Below are 15221 nucleotides of genomic sequence, written 5' to 3'. Positions count from 1 at the left end.
GACCCCTCGGAGGACCCTGTGAATCTGCTGCTGTCGCACATGGACTCGTGGGCCCTGGACCTCCAGGCCCGCAACCGAGCCGAGACCACCATCTCCCGCTACCGCGACACCATCCTCTTGTTCTCCGACTGGCAGGCCGAGCACGAGCGCCGCCTCGCGGCGAGCGCCGTCCGCCCCAGCCACGTCCGCGACTTCCTCCGCCACCGCCAGGCCACCACGTCGCCCGGGACCGCGGCCATCGACTTCCGCAACCTCCGCGCGTACTTCAACTGGCTGGTCAAGGAGGAAGAGCTCGACCACGGCGAGAACCCCATGATCAAGGTCGGCGCGCCGAAGGTCCCCGAGAAGGACATCCCCGTCCTGGAGGCCGACGACATCAAGGCCCTGGTGAAGGCCACTGCGGGCCGCAGCTTCGAGAACCGCCGCGACCGCGCGATCATCCTCACTCTGCTCGACAACGGTGTCCGCGCCGGCGGCCTGGTCGGACTGAGGTACGCCCCCCACGATGACGAAGCCAACGACGTCCTCCTCGACCGCGGCCAGCTCCGGGTCATCCTCAAAGGGGGACGTCAGACGTTCATCCCCATCGGCCCAGCGACCGCCGCCGCGATCGACCGGTACCTTCGCGAGCGCGCCAAGCACAAGCTGAGCCACCGCAAGGAGCTGTGGTTGAGCCCGAAGGGACGCCTCACCGACTCCGGGGTGCGCCAGATGCTCACGCGCCGCGCGAAGGCGGCCGGGATCGCGCACGTGCACCCGCACCTGTTCCGCCACACCGCCGCCCACCTGCTCAAGGAGGCGGGGTTGACCGAGGAGGAGCTGATGGCGGTCTGCGGGTGGGAGTCAGCGGCGATGGCCAAACGGTACGGGCGCTCGGCCGCTGCGGCGCGGGCGCGCGCGGCGCACCGCAGGGTGTCCCCATCAGACCGGTTCGCGTGAGCAGGCACCGGTAGCGGCTGCCGTCCACGGCGAGCTGTGATCGGACCGTGAAGACGCCCCGGCCGCCACGGCCGGGGCGTCTGTGTGCGCGGGTCAGCTGGCCTCCGCCAGCGGCGAGGTGGACGGGATGGATGAGAACGGGACGAGAAGTCCGGCGACCTCCAGGCACCGGATGCCTCGGTAGTCGACTGGAGCGTCCCCGTGGCCCCAGTAGCCGGTGCCGTCCTCCGGGACCTCGTCCCAGGACTCGAAGCCCCAGATGTTCAGGATCAGGTCTTCCGGCTCCCCGGTCAGGCTGTGCCTGTAGCCGCGGATCACTCGCTGGAAGGTCGATCCCTCCCAGAGCCGGAAGAGGTATCCCCATGGCTCGGGGTAGAGCCAGTAGCCCTCTTCGGGCGGGTGCCCGTCGTCGATGATCATCGAGACCAGGGGGCCCCTGGGGTTGGGTCGGTAGATGAACGGCTTGGGTGCGTCAGGTGCGGAGTCGTCGTGCATCGGTATCTCCTGCCACGGTCACGCGTGATCCGTGTACGGATAGGGCACGAGGAGTCCGGCGACTTCGAGGCACCGGATCGCCTGGTAGTTGACGTACTCCTCACCAGAGCCCCAGAACCCGCTGCCGTCATCGGGGATCTGGTCCCACGACCAGAGCCCGTAGACCTTCAAGCACAGGTCGTAGGGCTCCCCAGTGACATGTCGCTTGCCCCCTCGGACGACGCGACCGAAGGTGGAACCCTCCCAGAAGCGGAACAGGTATCCGCGGGAGGTCGTGTAGAGCCAGTAGCCCTCAGCGGGCGGGTCCCCGTCGTCGATGATGATCGACAGGGCGGGGTCGTTGGGTCCGGGCCGGTAGATGAACGGCCTGTGTGCATCAGGCCTGGAGGTGGGTGGGAGACCGGAGTCCTCCGGGTCGAGCGGCCCGTCGGGCTCCGGTGGGGGTGGGGTGGGCATCGTTGATCCCCCTTGCATGCCGCGATGTGATCTACGCCACAGTGGCGAGCGGGAATCATCATGATACGAGGACAAGCTGGGAAAATCCACGATCCGGCCAACCGAAGTTCGGGATTCGGTCAGCCTTCCTCCTCCTTGAGGCGGCGGCGCCCCTGCTCTTCGAGGAAGGCTCGGCCGGCGTGCACCATCACGCCGAGCATCTGGTGGGTGAGGGAGGCCCGGTCTGCGTCGGTCAGCCCATGCAGACCCGCCACGCTGTCGGTGTCGAGGGGGATCATCATCTGCTGCTGCGGCTCGCCGGGGGTGCTGACGGTCAGCCACAGCTGCTGACCGCCTTGGGGGGTCGTGGTGATGTAGGCGCCGGCGCCCTGCTCCTCCAGCCGGAGGGGGCGCCCGCCGGACAGAATCGTGTTGACCGAGCCGGGGGCCCACTGCAAGCCCTTCTCGATGGCCTTGCGGGTCTTCATCTGGATCTTTCCGACGCCGGTTCGGACGCGCCGGAGGGTCTCGTCGTTGGTGCCGCCGATCTCGGCGATCTCGGTCCACTCCAGCCCGAGCTCCTCTTGGCGCTCTTCCATGTAGCGGCGTAGCGCCACGCGTTCGGGCGGCTGCTCAGAGGTCATGAGGGTCACCTTACCGCGCGGAACCCATACGGAACCCATACGGAACCCGTCTGTAGCCACCCAACAAGCAAAATGTGGCCCAGCTGAATCACGTATCCCCAGGTCATAGGGTTCTACGTGGTTCAATGTGGATCGAGAGAACAAAAAAGGGGTTCTTTCGGGGTTCTATGTGGGTCCATATGGGTTAGTATGGGATCATGGAACGCAGGTTCGATCGGATCCGATTCCACACCGTCCGACGCAACAGGGCTCTGACCCTGGAGGACATAGCACAGCGCACAGGCCTCTCCCTGGGTGGGCTGAAGAAGATCAGCCGCGGCGCCCGAGAGCCCGGCCTCCACACCTACGGACTCCTGATCAGCTGCCTGGACCTCGACGACGGAGATCTGTGGATCGACAGTGAGGCGGCACAGACCACCTCCCCGGCCACCAGTGCGGAGGTGGCGTGATGGCCCACCCCGATCCCAAGCGGCGCAAGCAGATCGCCTCCATGGCGGCGAACATCTCGTGGGCGCGTACCCCCGTCCGGTCCGAGCGCATCGCCCCAGCCAACCGCGCCCGCGAGGAGGGCTGGGAGAAGAAGGTCGACCCGGAGGGCGTGATGCGCCCGGACGACCGAGCCAAGGCTGCGCAGAACGCCCGCCACGCCCACTACCAACGCATCAGCCGACTCGGTGTCGAAGCGCGCCGCCGCAAGCGAGCCGCCTAGACCCACCCACGAAAAACGCCCCGGCCGGATGCGACCCGGCCAGGGGCGAAGGCCCCAACACACCTAGGAGATCAGGGCCATGACCAGGATAAGCATCCGCGATGTCTCCGAGACCACCCTCGCCGACCTGGAAGACCTGGCGGCCGAGACCGAGCGGTCCGCCGCGCAGCACCGCGCCGAAGCCGCCGACCACACCCGGTCCGCCGACCAGTCCATCGAAGCTGCCGCGACTTGCGACCGGCGCGCGCACGAGCTGCGCACCATCATCGCGACCGCCCGGGGCGAGGAGCTGCCGGAGGTCGACACCACCCGCCTGCGGTCCCTGGCCGCCCGTGCCGTCGCCCACCTGACCGAGCGCTACCCCGACCTGCCCCAGCCGGAGGAGTGGCAGGTCAGCGTCAACGGGGTGCGCGGCCGGTTCTGGGATGACGACGGTATGGCCTGTCTGCGGGAGTGGGCGAAGGTCCTGTCGGTCCCTTGCGAGGCGGGCGTCCGCGTCCCGGGCCGCGTGCACTACCAGATCACCGCCATGGTCCACGGAGTCCGGGTCCGGTTGGTCACTGACGGCCCCACCGACACCGACGAGCAGCCCGCCGCGAGCGAGCCGACCGCCGACACCGAGGCGGCCTGACATGTCCCCGCGCATCCGCATCCGGCCCCGGCCACGCCGCCGAGCCGAGAACACCGAACCGGAGCCCGCACAGGCACCGGCCGCCGTCCCCCCGCGGACCAGCTCCGTGACCGCTGACGCCGACACGGTGCTCGCCCTGATCGAGGAGGCGCTGTCGTGATCCGCCACTCCCACAACCCCGAGGCCGCCGTCGGCGACCAGGTCGACGCGCACGTGCGCGGCCGGGTCGACGGCATCCACCCGGACGGCCGCCTCCTGATCAAGTACGCGACCCGCAACGGCTCGCACGCCTGGCTGACCGTCGACCCCGCCGCCGACGGGATCGGTGTGTCCGTCGCCGACGCCCAGACGAGGGAGTCCTGATGAGCACCACCCGCACTCGGTCGCGCGCGGCCGAGACCGCCGACCGGATCGCCGCCGCACGCGCCTGGTGGCCGCTCGGCACCCACGTCCGCCACCTCGACACCGGCGCGCAGGGGGTCATCACCCTGGACCACCCCGACCGGGTGCCGTGCGGCACCACGGGGATGCCGGACGCCGCCGCCTGGTCGGTGCTCCCGTCCGCGCCGGTGCGCGGCAAGGACGCCCGCCGACCCGGGTACGGCATCGCCGTCCACGTCGCATTCCGCGACGGCGGCTCCACCTGGACCGCGTGGATCCGCACCGACTACCTGCGGCGCGTGCGCCGCACCAGGGGTGGTGCGTGATGGGCACCCGAGGATTCTTCGGCACCGTCGCCGGGGGACGCGAAGCGATCTCCTACGTGCACTGGGCCGCTCACCCCGAAGGGCTCGGACTCGACGTGCTCCGGTGGCTGCGCACCGCTGATGTGGAGTCCGCCCGCGCCAGGGCCGCCCGGATGCGGGTGGTCGCGCCCGACACACAGCCGAGCTTGGCCGACATCGAGAAGTACCTGCCGCACGCCGACCTGACCGTCAGCACCCAGTCCTTGGAGGACTGGTACGCGCTGCTGCGGGGAACCCAGGGCGACCCCGACGCGATCCTGTCGGCCGGGATCGTCGAAGACGCTTCCGAGTTCCCACTGGACAGCTTGTGGTGCGAGTGGAGGTGCCTGGTCGACTTCGACGCCGCGGTCCTAGAGACCTACGTCGGGTACCAGTGCCAGCCGCACGACCGGGGCCGGTTTGCCCGCCGCCGTGCCGTGCACGCCGCCCACGGCTACTACCCGTTGGCGCGCGGTGCGACGTTCCCGCTCTCCGCTCTTCCCGACGATGAGGCGTTCCTCAATGCCTGCGAGGGGGTGTGACCGATGGAGTACCTGGTCATCGACACCAGCGAGCAGGGCACGTGGATGAGCTACGACCGTGACCTTGACCTGAAGGTCGAGGTGGGGCCGGAAAGCGCTGACCGTGTGACGCTCGGAGCGACGTGGTCCGCTGCCGCGTGGGTCAACGACCGGGGGCGCCAGCTCCCCGAGACGTACCCGCGCAACGTGTTCGGGTCCTGCCTCCTGGCCGCGATGGGAGCGCCCCGACACCCGTATGCGGGTCCCATCCTCATCACCGGGTGGGACCCCGTGGACGAGATCGTCGACCTGATCGCCGTGGACCGTGTCGAGAACGCGATCGACACGTTGCGCTACGCGCTCGGCATCGACCCCGACCCCGACGGGGTCATCCATGGGAGTAAGTGGGCCAAGGCGATGCGCCAGTACGCCGAGAAGGTGCGCATCGCGCCGACACCGACCCTGCGGATCATCTCCGGGGGTACACGATGACGGCCCCACCGATCCCCGTTCACCTGGCGCACCGGCTGACCGTCGGAGGGCGGGCCGTCCCCTGGGTGTCCCTGGAAACCGACCGGGGCCACCACCTCGGTCAGGTCGACGACGCCAAGAGGGCCCGCGCCATCATCGACCGGCGCTGCCAGATCTGCGGGGAGCCGCTGAACCCGGCCCGGTACGTGCTGTTCGGCCGCGAGACCGACCGCACCCGGGGCTACGTGGTCGAACCGGCCATGCACCCCGAGTGCGCCGCCTACACCGCGAAGGCGTGCCCGATGCTCGCCGGGGACCTGGACCACTACCGCAGGACCCCGCTCGACGTGTCCGACCGCACCTCCCCGGACGGGTATCCGCTGGCACCCGCCCCGGACAACGGGCACCGCGCGGGCAAGCCGTCTGAGCCCTACCTCCAGGTGTGGGCCGACGGCTCCGACTACCGGGCCGGTCTCTGCGACGAAGGCGTGGTGCTGGCCTGGCCCGCCCGCCCACTGCGGGTGCGCCTCATCGCGACCGGCCCTGACCGTGCCGCCCTCGACCTGATGAAGGGCACCTCATGACCACGAACCGGACGTCAACGTCACCCCGCGCGCGTGTGGCTGGCGCGCAGGGAGCCAAGGGCGGAGAGGGCCCCCAGGGGGGTGGCCCGAAGACCCGCCCTGCGTCCGCCCCTGCGGCCGGGCCGGAGGCACCCCTGGCTCACGCCTCCGGCCTGGCCGCCCCACACGTCGAAGCAGGCCCCCAGGACCTGACCGACCACCAGATCGACGTGCTGTTCCGACCGATCGACCCTGCCCGTGTCCGGGTCCATCGGGGCAACGCCCACCTCCAGGGGTGGGACGTGCGCAGGAGCCTGACCCGCATCTTCGGGTTCGGAGGCTGGTCGACGCAGACGCTGGAGGCGACCTGCATCCGCGACCTGGTTCGGACGGTCCCGCCGACCGAGACGACCGAGGGCGGGGTGCGCTACTGGGCGACCTACCGGGCTCAGGTGCGTCTCATCGTCCGCGCCCTCGACGGCCGCGTACTCGGTTTCTGGGACGACGGCGCAGTCGAGGAGGCATCCAAGCAGGTCACCCACGGTGCAGCACACGACCTCGCGCTCAAGGCCGCGCTCACCGGCGGACTCAAGCGCGCCGCCGTCAACCTCGGTGACCAGCTCGGGCTCAGCCTGTACCGCAAGGGCCCCGACGACCTCAAGGCGCAGGCGTCCGTCATCTGGTCGATGGCGCACCCGCCCAAGGACATGGAGATCACCCATCAGACCGGTCCTGTGGACGTCCCCAGCAACGAGGAGGACGCCCTCCTCGTGGACACCCTGCTCCGCGACATCTCCGAAGCCACGGACCACGCGACGCTCAACGCGATCTCGCGTCGCGTGAACGAGGAGGCGCGCGCCGGGCTCGCCCCCGAGTGGGTTGACCAGTTGCAGGCAGCGGGCAAGCAGCGCCTCGCGGCGATCACCCGCGATCCCGGCTCGGGGCAGATCGCCGCCGCGCAGGATGCAGCAGCCGAGGCCCCGCAGACCACCGACCACCGAGGAGGTCGCCGTGCCTGACCTGTCCCACCCCGCGCGCGTGGCCGCGCTCCGTGTCCTGTCCGACCGGGTCGAAGCCGAGTACACGACTGCCCGCAGCGAAGCCGAGATCTACTTCAAGGAGCTGCGCACCAGCATGGGCGTCAAGAGCATCGACGTGCTCATGCCGTCCGGGGAATCCGCCGGGTCCCTGACCATCGGCGGGCCGCGCCGGAAGGTCACCTGGCACCAGGAGGCACTCGTCGACCTGGTCGACCGGGTTGCTCCGGCCGAGCTGGTTGAGGAGATCGACCCGGCCGCGCTGGATGACGCCGACCTGCTCGCCGTCATCCGTGAGACCCGCCCCGACCTGCTCCGCCGTACCGTCCGCAATGCCTTCCTGAGGAAGCTCGACGAGGCCCTCACCGACGACGGCACTCTCACCGACCGCAGCACCGGCGAGATGGTCAAGGTCGCCGACGTCGACTACAGGCCCGTCACCGGCGCGTTCTCGTTCACCCCGAGCAGCGGGGCAGAGGAGGCCGTCCTGGAGGCCTGGCACCGCGGCGAGCTGGCCGGAGTCGGCACTTCCCTGGTGCCCGCCATCGAGGCAACCACCGCCGCACCGGACGACGCCAACGACGGCGGCGAGACCGCCGCGTTCGGCCCGATGCCGACGGGGGATGTGTCATGACCAGCTTCGCCATCACGCTCGGCGCCGGGCTTGCGTGCGGCATCGCCATCGGGTTCGCCTTCACCTGGCTGATCATGGGCCGCCGCGCCGACGCCACCCAGATCGCCCTGTTCCAGCAGCGACGGCACAACACCACTCTCCGCGAGCTCAACACCAAGCTGTCCCAGCAGTGCGGCCACTGCGGAACCTCGCGCGCCCTGTCCGCCCCCTCGAAGGCGGTGGACCAGTGAGGCACGTCTACTGCTCCCGCTACAGCTGCGACGAGCCCGCCGAGGTGCGGGTCACCTGCCCCGCCACCCGCCAGGACTACGTGCTGTGCAGCGGCCACCGAGCGCAGGTGCGCACCGAACTCCGCGACCGCTTCGGCGACTCCGCAGCCATCCACGAGACCCCGCTGATCGAGCACCTTCAGGAGGTGGTGTGAGTGCGCACCATCCAGGACCTGGTCGCAACCGCCGAAACCGCGATCGCCGTGCGCGCCGCACGAGTGCGCCGCCGCATCCTGCACACCGCCGTGATCGAGGACATGCCCGGCCACCCCGAGCACATCCGGGACCTGGTCAGCGACGATCAGGACGCCTTCGACGACATCATCTTCGAGTTCGTCGCAGAAGCTGACCCGTGCGCCCGCACCGTGTTTGCCCTCTCCCAGAAGGCGGGGTGGTGACCGTGGCCCTCGAATTCCAGATCCACAACGCCGCTGCGGCCCGCCGTCCTGCTCTGGACGTGGACACGATCAACCGGGGCCGCCACGCCCTGCACATCTCCCATGCCGAACGGGACCGCCAGATCGAGGAGGCCGAGCGCAGCCTCGCGGGGATCATGGTGCGCCGCCTCACCAACCGGCACCACTGCGCGTCGGCGTGCGGATGCCCGACGCTGTGCCCGCCCGGCGCACACGGCACCTGCGACCACCCTGACCACGACGACGACATGAACCTGGCCCGGACGTCGCTGGAGGCGCTCGGACTCGAATGGGCACTGGAGACACCCGTCCTGCCTGAGCAGCCCGTCGGCCGCGAGCCCACACCACCACCGACGATCGAGCGACCCGAACCGCTCATCCCGGCGTCCCTCCGGCGCGACACCGTCCCGGCACAGGATGCCCCGGTCGAACACCCCCCGGCCGCGCCGGAGCCGAAGCCGGAACCGCGCCGCGCACCGCCGCAGACCGCCGCCCGTCCGGCCACACCCAAGACGCCCAAGCGCACCACCAAGGCACCACGCGCGAAGGCCACGCCCCCTGCACCGACCCGCCGCCGGGTCCCGATCGCGTGCGGGACCCGACAGGGCTACCAGCGGCACCTGCGCCGCAAGGAAGACCCGTGCGAGCCCTGTCGGCACGCCAACCGCCAGAAGCCTCAGAAGGCCACCCCCGACGCCCCGGCGCGGCCCCGTAAACCCATCAAGCACGGCACACCGGCCGGATACAGCCAGCACCGGTACCGCGGCGAACAGCCCTGCGCCGACTGCACCCGCGCCGCCAGCGCCGCCCAGCGCGCCCGGCGCGAGAAGAAGAGGAGCACCTGATGATCAAGAGGCTCACACTGAACGTCGACCACGTCGGCCGCGGGAAAGTCGAGCTCGACGGAGACGACATCAGCAACGTGGTCCGCGCCGTCACCGTGGCTGCCGAAGTAGGTCAGCTCACCGAAGTCACGCTCGGGCTGAAGCTCCGCGAAAGCGCAGTGGTCGACACCGACGCGGTCATCACCGTCCCCGACGAGACCCGGGACGCCCTCATCCACCTGGGGTGGATGCCGCCGGACGTGGCCCACGACCAGCTCGTGCAGCTCGGCTGGACCCCGCCCGCCGAGAACGGGAGCGTGTCATGACCCCTGTGACCACCCTCATGCACAACGTCCCGATCACGAGCCCCACCTCTGTCGGCGAGTCGGTGACCGCCGTGGAGCTGATCTACGACGCGGACCGCCCCTACGAGGTGACCATGGTGGTCACCAGCCCCGGGCACGACTCCGGGTGCTCCTGCCCACCCGTGAGGGTGACGTGGATCTTCGCGCGAGACCTGCTTGGGTGCGCGGCCGCCATGACCCAAGAAGGGACGGGACACGGGGACGTCCGTGTCGCCAAGGGAAACGGCCCCACCCTGAACATCACCCTGCGGTCCCCGGCCGGTCAGGCGACGCTGGCCCTGCCGATCTGGCAGGTCGCCCAGTGGCTCACCCGGGTGTACACGCTCGTGCCGAAGGGCGCCGAGCACCTTCACCAGCAGGGCGACGTGGACGCCGAGCTCGCCGAGATCCTCGCCGGGGGTGCGTCATGAGCACCAGCAGCACCCTCCGAGTCGTTGGCCTGGATCTGTCCATCTCCGCGACCGGCGTCGCCTGGGACACCGGGGCCCCCGACATCATCGGCTCCGACCGTGACGGCGACACCCGACTCCTCGACATCCGCAACGCCGTGCGCACCGTCGTCGGTGGCTGCCCACCCGGCACACGCGGCATGAACCGGTGGGTGGACCTGGTCGTGCTCGAAGAAGTCCCCCCGGTCCGCGCCAACTCCATCGCCAAGCTCGGCATGGTGCACGGCGTCGTCCGCGCCCTGCTGATCGAGGTGGGCATCCCCTACGCGCTGGTGCCACCCGCCAGCCTGAAGAAGTACGCGACCGGCCGGGGAGGCGCGGGCAAGCCGGACATGCGCATGGCGTTGTTCAAGCGCACTGGCACCGACCTGCGCGACGACAACATGGTCGACGCCGCGTGGCTCCGCCACATGGGCTTGGACGCACTCGGCCACCCAGAGCTGACGCTCCCACAAGCCCACCGTGCTGCCCTCGACAAGATCGCGTGGCCCGAGGCGGCGCGATGAGGAACCTTCACGATCACGCATGGCGCACACGCGCCGAGTGCCGGGGATTGCCGCTCTGGTTGTTCTACGGGTTCGACGACGGCGGACGCCCCGACCACACCGCGAGCTGCGAGCAGATCGCCCTTCGGATCTGCCAGCGGTGCCCGGTCGCTGCGGAGTGCCTGGACGACGAGCTCCGCCACGTGAACCAGTACGGGATTCGAGGTGGTATGACCGCCGAGGAGCGCCGGTCCGAGCGTCGCCGTCGGAAGCGTCGTGCCCGCCAGGTGCGGGAGGTGGCTGCGTGACCACGACCCACGATCCGGCGCTCGTCGAAGGCCTGCGCGTTGCGGTGCCGCTCCACATCCTCCAGCTCACGGGGCACTCCCGTGCGGAGCTGTTGGTCGTCTGCTCGAACACCGGCCGCGAGACAGGCCACAAGGGCGACGGCTTGCAGTTCCTCGCGAAGTCGTCCGGCGGCCGACGTACCGCCGCGCAGGCGTTCAACGCTCTGGCTCGGGGCTTGGCCGCCGCTACCCACCTCAACGGCGCGGTTGACGCCTACGGACTGCACTGGTGCACCCGCGACCATGACGGATGCCCGCGCCGTCCCGACCCGGCTAGCGGTATGAGGCCCATGTCCTACCAGGAGATGAAGGACCGGGCCGCCCGGCTCCTCGACGACTTCGAGGCCCTGCTCGGACCCACCCACACCGCAGAGCAGGAACGGCTCACGGTCGACGCCGTCCTACAGGCCCGGCCGTCCCTCGCCTCTGGTCGCGTGGAGGTCGACGGCGAGACCACCACCGTCACCTACACCTATGCCCACGGCGCACCGGAGCGCGATCTGATCGACGCCGCGCTGCACGAGCGCGGGCATCCGCCCCTGCGGTGGGTCCGCGACTGGCTCACCGAGTGGGTCATCTGGCTCGACGAGGACAGGCCCGAGCGGACACACCGCTACCCGGGCGGGCTGTCCCACATCACCCTGACCGGCCACCTCGGAGGCCAGCCGCTCACTATCCGCGCCGTACCCGCACCCAAGGAGGGACCCGTGTCCGTACCGCACCCGTTGATCACGCAGCTCAAGGCGGCACGCAAGGAGGCCAAGCTGTCTGCCCGAGCTGTAGCTGCTCGGACGGGATACAGCGAGGCCACTGTCTACGCCTGGGAGCACGGGCAGTCCGTCCCCAACGCGGACACGCTCACCGACTACGCCCACGTGCTCGGTTACCAGGTCGTCCTGGTGCCGCTCGACCCGGACACCGAGGAGGCTGCCTGATGAAGCTCAAGATCGACTCGAAGGTGTCCCCGGCTGCCGAGCGCGCGCTGGAACCCTACGTCACCAAGCTCTACGACACTCCAGGCCTGCGACTGATGGCGGTCGCGGAGATCAAGCCCGAGGACCGCAACGCGCCGCCACCGGACAGCGAAGCCGGGCTGTGGGTGAAGGCCCGCATCTCCGCGCTGGAGATCGCCTCCACCGACCAGGAGGCCGCCCTCCGCGAAGCCCAGCGGGCGCTGTACCTCCAGCGCACCGCCCACGGGACGCTCGACGAGGACGGCGAGATGCAGCTCGACGAGCGCACCCTCGAACTCACCGGCGGCCTGCTCAACGCCATCGAGGCCGCCCGATTGACCGCAGTCCTGCGCCACTGGGCCGCCTACGCCCGCCGCGTGAACCGCACCGAACAGCTCACCCTGTCGGAGATCCGCCACGAGCTCGACACCGTGGCCACCGGCCTGACCGCCGCCCTCGACCACGCACGCGACGACGGCGACGAGGAGCAGGACGGATGAACACCATGAAATCCCAGGTCAGGCAGGACCACCGCATCACCCTCGGCATCACCAGCACCCACGGCCGCCGCATCGGCACGCTCTACCCGGACGGGTCCGCGGTCGTGTCCCTCACCATCGGCGACCGACCCGCCGAACTCCACCTCGACCGCGACCAGCGGACCGAGCTGATCGGCGCCCTCCTGCAACCCGTCGAGGTGGCGGTGCCGAGCGAGACCGACCCCGACACGCATGAGATCCGGGTGATGCCGCCGTACCACCGCCCCGGAGCTCACCGGCGGATGCAGGACACCCGGCCTGGGTCGGACGGGAGGGAGGAGGCCACTGATGGCTAAGGCCGTTCGCCCCAAGCCCACCCACATGACCGTCTGCGACATCTGCGACGAAGAGATCCCCGACGGCGAGCCCGGCGAGGTTGGTTCCCTCACCCACGGGTTCATCGCCCACCGGGTCGAGATGCCCAGTACGACGTGGGCGCGGCTGTTCTGGCCGCCCGCGGGCCGCGATCGCCGCATCGGCTGGGAGCAGAGGCAGAAGCCGGAGAACCGGCCGCGCCGCTACGACTTCCACGCCGACTGCATCCTGCGGCTCGTCGAGGACGCGATCAAGGCCCGCACCACAGAGAGGAGCCCGGAGTGAAGTCCCCGCACCGCCGCTGGTCCCCGACCTGGGGACAGGCCATCCTCGCCGGGATCTGCTCGTTCCTGGTGACCCTCGCCCTCATCCAGGTCCTGCTCGACCAGGCCGGACCCGTCGACCTGCTCCTGGTGGTGACCCGATGACCAGAACCGATCACGCCGACGCCGCCCGGGAGCTCCTCGCCGTGTCCGGGTACTACACCGCCGCCGACGCCGCGACCGCCGAGCGCACCGAGCACGCAGCCCGGCTGATCGCCGCAGCCCAGGTGCACGCCACCCTCGCGCTCGTCGCCCACCCCATGGACATCAGTGCCCTGGCCGGAGGAGTCGGAGTTCCCGTAGGAGCCGCCCAGCAGGCGGCCGACTGACCACCCAGCTCCGCGCCCGCCGCGTGACACCGACTCCGCGGCGGGCGCGGCCCAACCAGAGAGGAGGAGGCCCGGTGTCCGACGACCTGATCCTGACCGAGTCGCGCACCCTGCGCAGCAAGCACGCCGACCGCGTCGAGGTCCTCGACAAGGTCAAGGCGCTCACGCTCATGCCCCGCACGATGTACGCGACGATCGAGCAGACCGCCACCTACTACGAGGTCCACCCGGACGCTGTTGAGAAGGCCATCCGCGTCAACCGTGAGGAGCTGGACGCCGACGGTCTCCAGGTCCTGACCGGCGCCCGACTCTCCGCCTTCAAGGCGGAGAGTGGGCTCCGCACTCGGGCCGCCTCTCTGACCCTGCTGCCGCGCCGGGCCATCCTCCGCGTCGGCATGCTGCTGCGCGACTCTTACGTCGCCCGCCAGGTTCGAACTCACCTGCTCACCGCCGAGCGCACCCCGGCTGTGGCCGTCCCGCAGACCTACGCCCAAGCACTCCGAGCTGCGGCTGACGCTGAGGAGGCCCGCGAGCGCGTGCAGGCGGAGCTGGCCGTCGCCCTGCCGAAGGCCGAGTCCTGGGAGTACCTGGCCAGCAGCGAGGGTGACCTGTCCGTCGCCGATGCCGCCAAGGTGCTCTCACGCGACCCCGCGATCTCCATGGGCCGCGACCGGCTATTCGATCACATCGCTGCCGAGGGCTGGGTGTTCCGCGCCAAGGGCGACGGCCGGTGGCGCGCGTACCAGTCCGCCGTGGACACCGGCCGTCTCACCGAGCTGCCGCAGACCTACACCCACCCCAAGACCGAGGAGCGGGTCGTGGGAACTCCCCAGATCCGCATCACCATCAAGGGTTTGCACGAGCTGCACAGGCGCCTCGGCGCGGTCCGCCAGCTCGCGTTGCCCGCATCAGGGAGCGACGCCGCATGACCAGCACCAAACGCCCCACACCGGAACGCAGCGTCCGCGAGTGGCACACCGACGAGTACCACCGCCTCGCCAACGACGCCGAGCACCTGGCAGACCGGGCGAACCACTTCACCTACGGGGACGGGGGAGATCCGACCACCGGCGCGGCCCTGGCCGCCGAAGCGCAGGCCCGCGCCACCCTCGCCTTGGCCGCCGCCCTCATGGCGACCGCGCCGACGACCACGGAGCGCACCGCGGCCACCTTCGTCACACTAACGATCCACGTCCACGGCTCCAGCCAGGCCAACCTGAGCGAGGCCGTCGCCCAGGTGCAGCGCAGCACCCCGCGAACGCAGGCCTGAACCACCAGAACGAAGGGGGGCCGCCGCGGATGACCTGGTTCAAGGTAGACGACTCGTTCCACTCCCACCCCAAGGTGCTGGCGACCTCGGCCGCTGCTCTGGGCCTGTGGGTCGTCGCTGGGGCCTGGTCGAGCGCGAACCTGACCGAAGGGTTCGTGCCAGACCACGCCTTGCCGCGACTGATCCCGGGCTCGGAGCCGCTGGCGAAGGAGCTGGTGTCCACAGGGCTGTGGACGCGAACGAAGGGCGGATACCGGTTCCACGACTTCGCGGACTACAACCCGACCCGATCGGAGGCGATCGCCGCACGCGATCGACAGTCATCGGGGGGAGCGATCGGTAACCACCGCCGCTGGCACGAGCAGCGAGGCGTCACAGACTCCTCATGCCGCTACTGCCAGCAGAAACACCCATCGGACGCCGAATCAGGAAGCGATCGGGTACCCGATCGGTCCACCGATTCGGGGGCGAGTCGCCCGACCCGGCCCGACCCGGGCCCCTCTGATGGTGCAGGTACCCAGGACCCCTCTACG

32 protein-coding genes are annotated in these 15221 nt (G+C 70.2%); 28 read left to right on the top strand and 4 right to left on the bottom strand.

Going from position 1 to position 15221, the window contains the following annotated elements:
- Positions 1–18 precede the first annotated feature (18 nt).
- The gene (locus AB0I72_RS19545) at positions 19–939 is read left to right on the top strand and encodes a tyrosine-type recombinase/integrase (RefSeq protein WP_358570414.1); all 921 of its coding nucleotides are present in this window, start codon (positions 19–21) and stop codon (positions 937–939) included.
- Positions 940–1032: 93 nt separating this feature from the next.
- Here the strand turns inward: AB0I72_RS19545 and AB0I72_RS19540 are convergent, their stop codons facing one another.
- From AB0I72_RS19540 to AB0I72_RS19530, 3 genes are all read right to left on the bottom strand, one after another.
- Complete coding sequence (locus AB0I72_RS19540; protein ID WP_358570411.1) at positions 1033–1434, bottom strand: hypothetical protein; 402 nt, start codon at positions 1432–1434, stop codon at positions 1033–1035.
- Positions 1435–1452: 18 nt separating this feature from the next.
- Positions 1453–1890 (bottom strand): hypothetical protein, encoded by a 438-nt coding sequence (locus tag AB0I72_RS19535; protein ID WP_358570408.1) that lies wholly within the window; start codon positions 1888–1890, stop codon positions 1453–1455.
- A 119-nt stretch (positions 1891–2009) separates the two neighbouring features.
- Positions 2010–2513 carry a hypothetical protein gene (locus AB0I72_RS19530; protein WP_358570405.1) on the bottom strand — a complete coding sequence of 168 codons (504 nt, stop codon included), beginning with the start codon at positions 2511–2513 and terminating at the stop codon, positions 2010–2012.
- Positions 2514–2710: 197 nt separating this feature from the next.
- Between AB0I72_RS19530 and AB0I72_RS19525 the strand changes: the two genes are divergently transcribed.
- From AB0I72_RS19525 to AB0I72_RS19485, 9 genes are all read left to right on the top strand, one after another.
- Entirely contained in the window at positions 2711–2962 is a 252-nt protein-coding gene (locus AB0I72_RS19525) for a helix-turn-helix transcriptional regulator (protein WP_358570403.1), read from the top strand.
- A complete protein-coding gene (locus AB0I72_RS19520) occupies positions 2962–3222 on the top strand; it encodes a hypothetical protein (protein WP_358570400.1) in 261 nt (86 codons plus the stop codon). Before AB0I72_RS19525 ends, AB0I72_RS19520 begins: the two co-directional genes overlap by 1 nt.
- 79 nt (positions 3223–3301) lie before the next feature.
- Positions 3302–3853, top strand: coding sequence for a hypothetical protein (locus tag AB0I72_RS19515; RefSeq protein WP_358570398.1), 552 nt, complete (start codon positions 3302–3304; stop codon positions 3851–3853).
- A 1-nt stretch (position 3854) separates the two neighbouring features.
- Complete coding sequence (locus tag AB0I72_RS19510; protein ID WP_358570396.1) at positions 3855–4013, top strand: hypothetical protein; 159 nt, start codon at positions 3855–3857, stop codon at positions 4011–4013.
- Entirely contained in the window at positions 4010–4216 is a 207-nt protein-coding gene (locus AB0I72_RS19505; RefSeq protein WP_358570394.1) for a hypothetical protein, read from the top strand. Before AB0I72_RS19510 ends, AB0I72_RS19505 begins: the two co-directional genes overlap by 4 nt.
- Positions 4216–4560, top strand: coding sequence for a hypothetical protein (locus AB0I72_RS19500; protein ID WP_358570392.1), 345 nt, complete (start codon positions 4216–4218; stop codon positions 4558–4560). Before AB0I72_RS19505 ends, AB0I72_RS19500 begins: the two co-directional genes overlap by 1 nt.
- Positions 4560–5120 (top strand): hypothetical protein, encoded by a 561-nt coding sequence (locus tag AB0I72_RS19495; protein WP_358570389.1) that lies wholly within the window; start codon positions 4560–4562, stop codon positions 5118–5120. Before AB0I72_RS19500 ends, AB0I72_RS19495 begins: the two co-directional genes overlap by 1 nt.
- Before the next feature lie 3 nt (positions 5121–5123).
- Entirely contained in the window at positions 5124–5591 is a 468-nt protein-coding gene (locus AB0I72_RS19490) for a hypothetical protein (RefSeq protein WP_358570387.1), read from the top strand.
- Positions 5588–6154 (top strand): hypothetical protein, encoded by a 567-nt coding sequence (locus tag AB0I72_RS19485; protein WP_358570384.1) that lies wholly within the window; start codon positions 5588–5590, stop codon positions 6152–6154. The genes AB0I72_RS19490 and AB0I72_RS19485 overlap by 4 nt, the downstream gene beginning before the upstream one ends.
- 20 nt (positions 6155–6174) lie before the next feature.
- Here the strand turns inward: AB0I72_RS19485 and AB0I72_RS19480 are convergent, their stop codons facing one another.
- Positions 6175–6405: a hypothetical protein gene (locus AB0I72_RS19480; protein ID WP_358570861.1), complete on the bottom strand. Its 231-nt coding sequence runs from the start codon at positions 6403–6405 to the stop codon at positions 6175–6177.
- Here AB0I72_RS19480 and AB0I72_RS19475 point away from each other — a divergent pair.
- From AB0I72_RS19475 to AB0I72_RS19390, 18 genes are all read left to right on the top strand, one after another.
- Complete coding sequence (locus tag AB0I72_RS19475) at positions 6364–7152, top strand: Rad52/Rad22 family DNA repair protein (protein ID WP_358570849.1); 789 nt, start codon at positions 6364–6366, stop codon at positions 7150–7152. The genes AB0I72_RS19480 and AB0I72_RS19475 overlap by 42 nt on opposite strands.
- Positions 7145–7804 carry a hypothetical protein gene (locus AB0I72_RS19470; protein ID WP_358570381.1) on the top strand — a complete coding sequence of 220 codons (660 nt, stop codon included), beginning with the start codon at positions 7145–7147 and terminating at the stop codon, positions 7802–7804. The genes AB0I72_RS19475 and AB0I72_RS19470 overlap by 8 nt, the downstream gene beginning before the upstream one ends.
- Complete coding sequence (locus tag AB0I72_RS19465) at positions 7801–8034, top strand: hypothetical protein (RefSeq protein ID WP_358570378.1); 234 nt, start codon at positions 7801–7803, stop codon at positions 8032–8034. Before AB0I72_RS19470 ends, AB0I72_RS19465 begins: the two co-directional genes overlap by 4 nt.
- Positions 8031–8228 carry a hypothetical protein gene (locus AB0I72_RS19460; protein WP_358570375.1) on the top strand — a complete coding sequence of 66 codons (198 nt, stop codon included), beginning with the start codon at positions 8031–8033 and terminating at the stop codon, positions 8226–8228. Before AB0I72_RS19465 ends, AB0I72_RS19460 begins: the two co-directional genes overlap by 4 nt.
- On the top strand, positions 8229–8471 hold the full coding sequence (locus tag AB0I72_RS19455) for a hypothetical protein (protein WP_358570372.1): 243 nt from the start codon (positions 8229–8231) through the stop codon (positions 8469–8471). It begins immediately after the preceding gene.
- A 2-nt stretch (positions 8472–8473) separates the two neighbouring features.
- Positions 8474–9334, top strand: coding sequence for a hypothetical protein (locus AB0I72_RS19450; protein WP_358570369.1), 861 nt, complete (start codon positions 8474–8476; stop codon positions 9332–9334).
- Positions 9334–9639 (top strand): hypothetical protein, encoded by a 306-nt coding sequence (locus tag AB0I72_RS19445; RefSeq protein ID WP_358570367.1) that lies wholly within the window; start codon positions 9334–9336, stop codon positions 9637–9639. The genes AB0I72_RS19450 and AB0I72_RS19445 overlap by 1 nt, the downstream gene beginning before the upstream one ends.
- The gene (locus AB0I72_RS19440) at positions 9636–10088 is read left to right on the top strand and encodes an SsgA family sporulation/cell division regulator (protein WP_358570364.1); all 453 of its coding nucleotides are present in this window, start codon (positions 9636–9638) and stop codon (positions 10086–10088) included. Before AB0I72_RS19445 ends, AB0I72_RS19440 begins: the two co-directional genes overlap by 4 nt.
- Complete coding sequence (locus tag AB0I72_RS19435) at positions 10085–10633, top strand: hypothetical protein (protein ID WP_358570361.1); 549 nt, start codon at positions 10085–10087, stop codon at positions 10631–10633. The genes AB0I72_RS19440 and AB0I72_RS19435 overlap by 4 nt, the downstream gene beginning before the upstream one ends.
- Complete coding sequence (locus AB0I72_RS19430; RefSeq protein WP_358570358.1) at positions 10630–10920, top strand: WhiB family transcriptional regulator; 291 nt, start codon at positions 10630–10632, stop codon at positions 10918–10920. The genes AB0I72_RS19435 and AB0I72_RS19430 overlap by 4 nt, the downstream gene beginning before the upstream one ends.
- A complete protein-coding gene (locus AB0I72_RS19425) occupies positions 10917–11894 on the top strand; it encodes a helix-turn-helix transcriptional regulator (protein WP_358570355.1) in 978 nt (325 codons plus the stop codon). Before AB0I72_RS19430 ends, AB0I72_RS19425 begins: the two co-directional genes overlap by 4 nt.
- Complete coding sequence (locus AB0I72_RS19420; protein WP_358570352.1) at positions 11894–12412, top strand: hypothetical protein; 519 nt, start codon at positions 11894–11896, stop codon at positions 12410–12412. The genes AB0I72_RS19425 and AB0I72_RS19420 overlap by 1 nt, the downstream gene beginning before the upstream one ends.
- Positions 12409–12747, top strand: coding sequence for a hypothetical protein (locus tag AB0I72_RS19415; RefSeq protein ID WP_358570349.1), 339 nt, complete (start codon positions 12409–12411; stop codon positions 12745–12747). Before AB0I72_RS19420 ends, AB0I72_RS19415 begins: the two co-directional genes overlap by 4 nt.
- Positions 12740–13051 (top strand): hypothetical protein, encoded by a 312-nt coding sequence (locus AB0I72_RS19410; protein ID WP_358570346.1) that lies wholly within the window; start codon positions 12740–12742, stop codon positions 13049–13051. The genes AB0I72_RS19415 and AB0I72_RS19410 overlap by 8 nt, the downstream gene beginning before the upstream one ends.
- Positions 13048–13194, top strand: a complete 147-nt coding sequence (locus AB0I72_RS19405) for a hypothetical protein (protein WP_358570343.1) — start codon at positions 13048–13050, stop codon at positions 13192–13194. The genes AB0I72_RS19410 and AB0I72_RS19405 overlap by 4 nt, the downstream gene beginning before the upstream one ends.
- Positions 13191–13418: a hypothetical protein gene (locus tag AB0I72_RS19400; protein ID WP_358570340.1), complete on the top strand. Its 228-nt coding sequence runs from the start codon at positions 13191–13193 to the stop codon at positions 13416–13418. The genes AB0I72_RS19405 and AB0I72_RS19400 overlap by 4 nt, the downstream gene beginning before the upstream one ends.
- A gap of 74 nt (positions 13419–13492) precedes the next feature.
- Positions 13493–14347, top strand: a complete 855-nt coding sequence (locus AB0I72_RS19395) for a phage antirepressor KilAC domain-containing protein (protein WP_358570337.1) — start codon at positions 13493–13495, stop codon at positions 14345–14347.
- Positions 14344–14688: a hypothetical protein gene (locus AB0I72_RS19390; protein ID WP_358570334.1), complete on the top strand. Its 345-nt coding sequence runs from the start codon at positions 14344–14346 to the stop codon at positions 14686–14688. The genes AB0I72_RS19395 and AB0I72_RS19390 overlap by 4 nt, the downstream gene beginning before the upstream one ends.
- Positions 14689–15221 lie beyond the last annotated feature (533 nt).

Origin of the sequence: Nocardiopsis sp. NPDC049922 (assembly GCF_040660275.1) — a bacterium.
Lineage (GTDB): Bacteria > Actinomycetota > Actinomycetes > Streptosporangiales > Streptosporangiaceae > Nocardiopsis.
The sequence above is the reverse complement of the archived record's forward strand: the minus strand, read 5'-3'. Positions and strand labels throughout refer to the sequence as shown.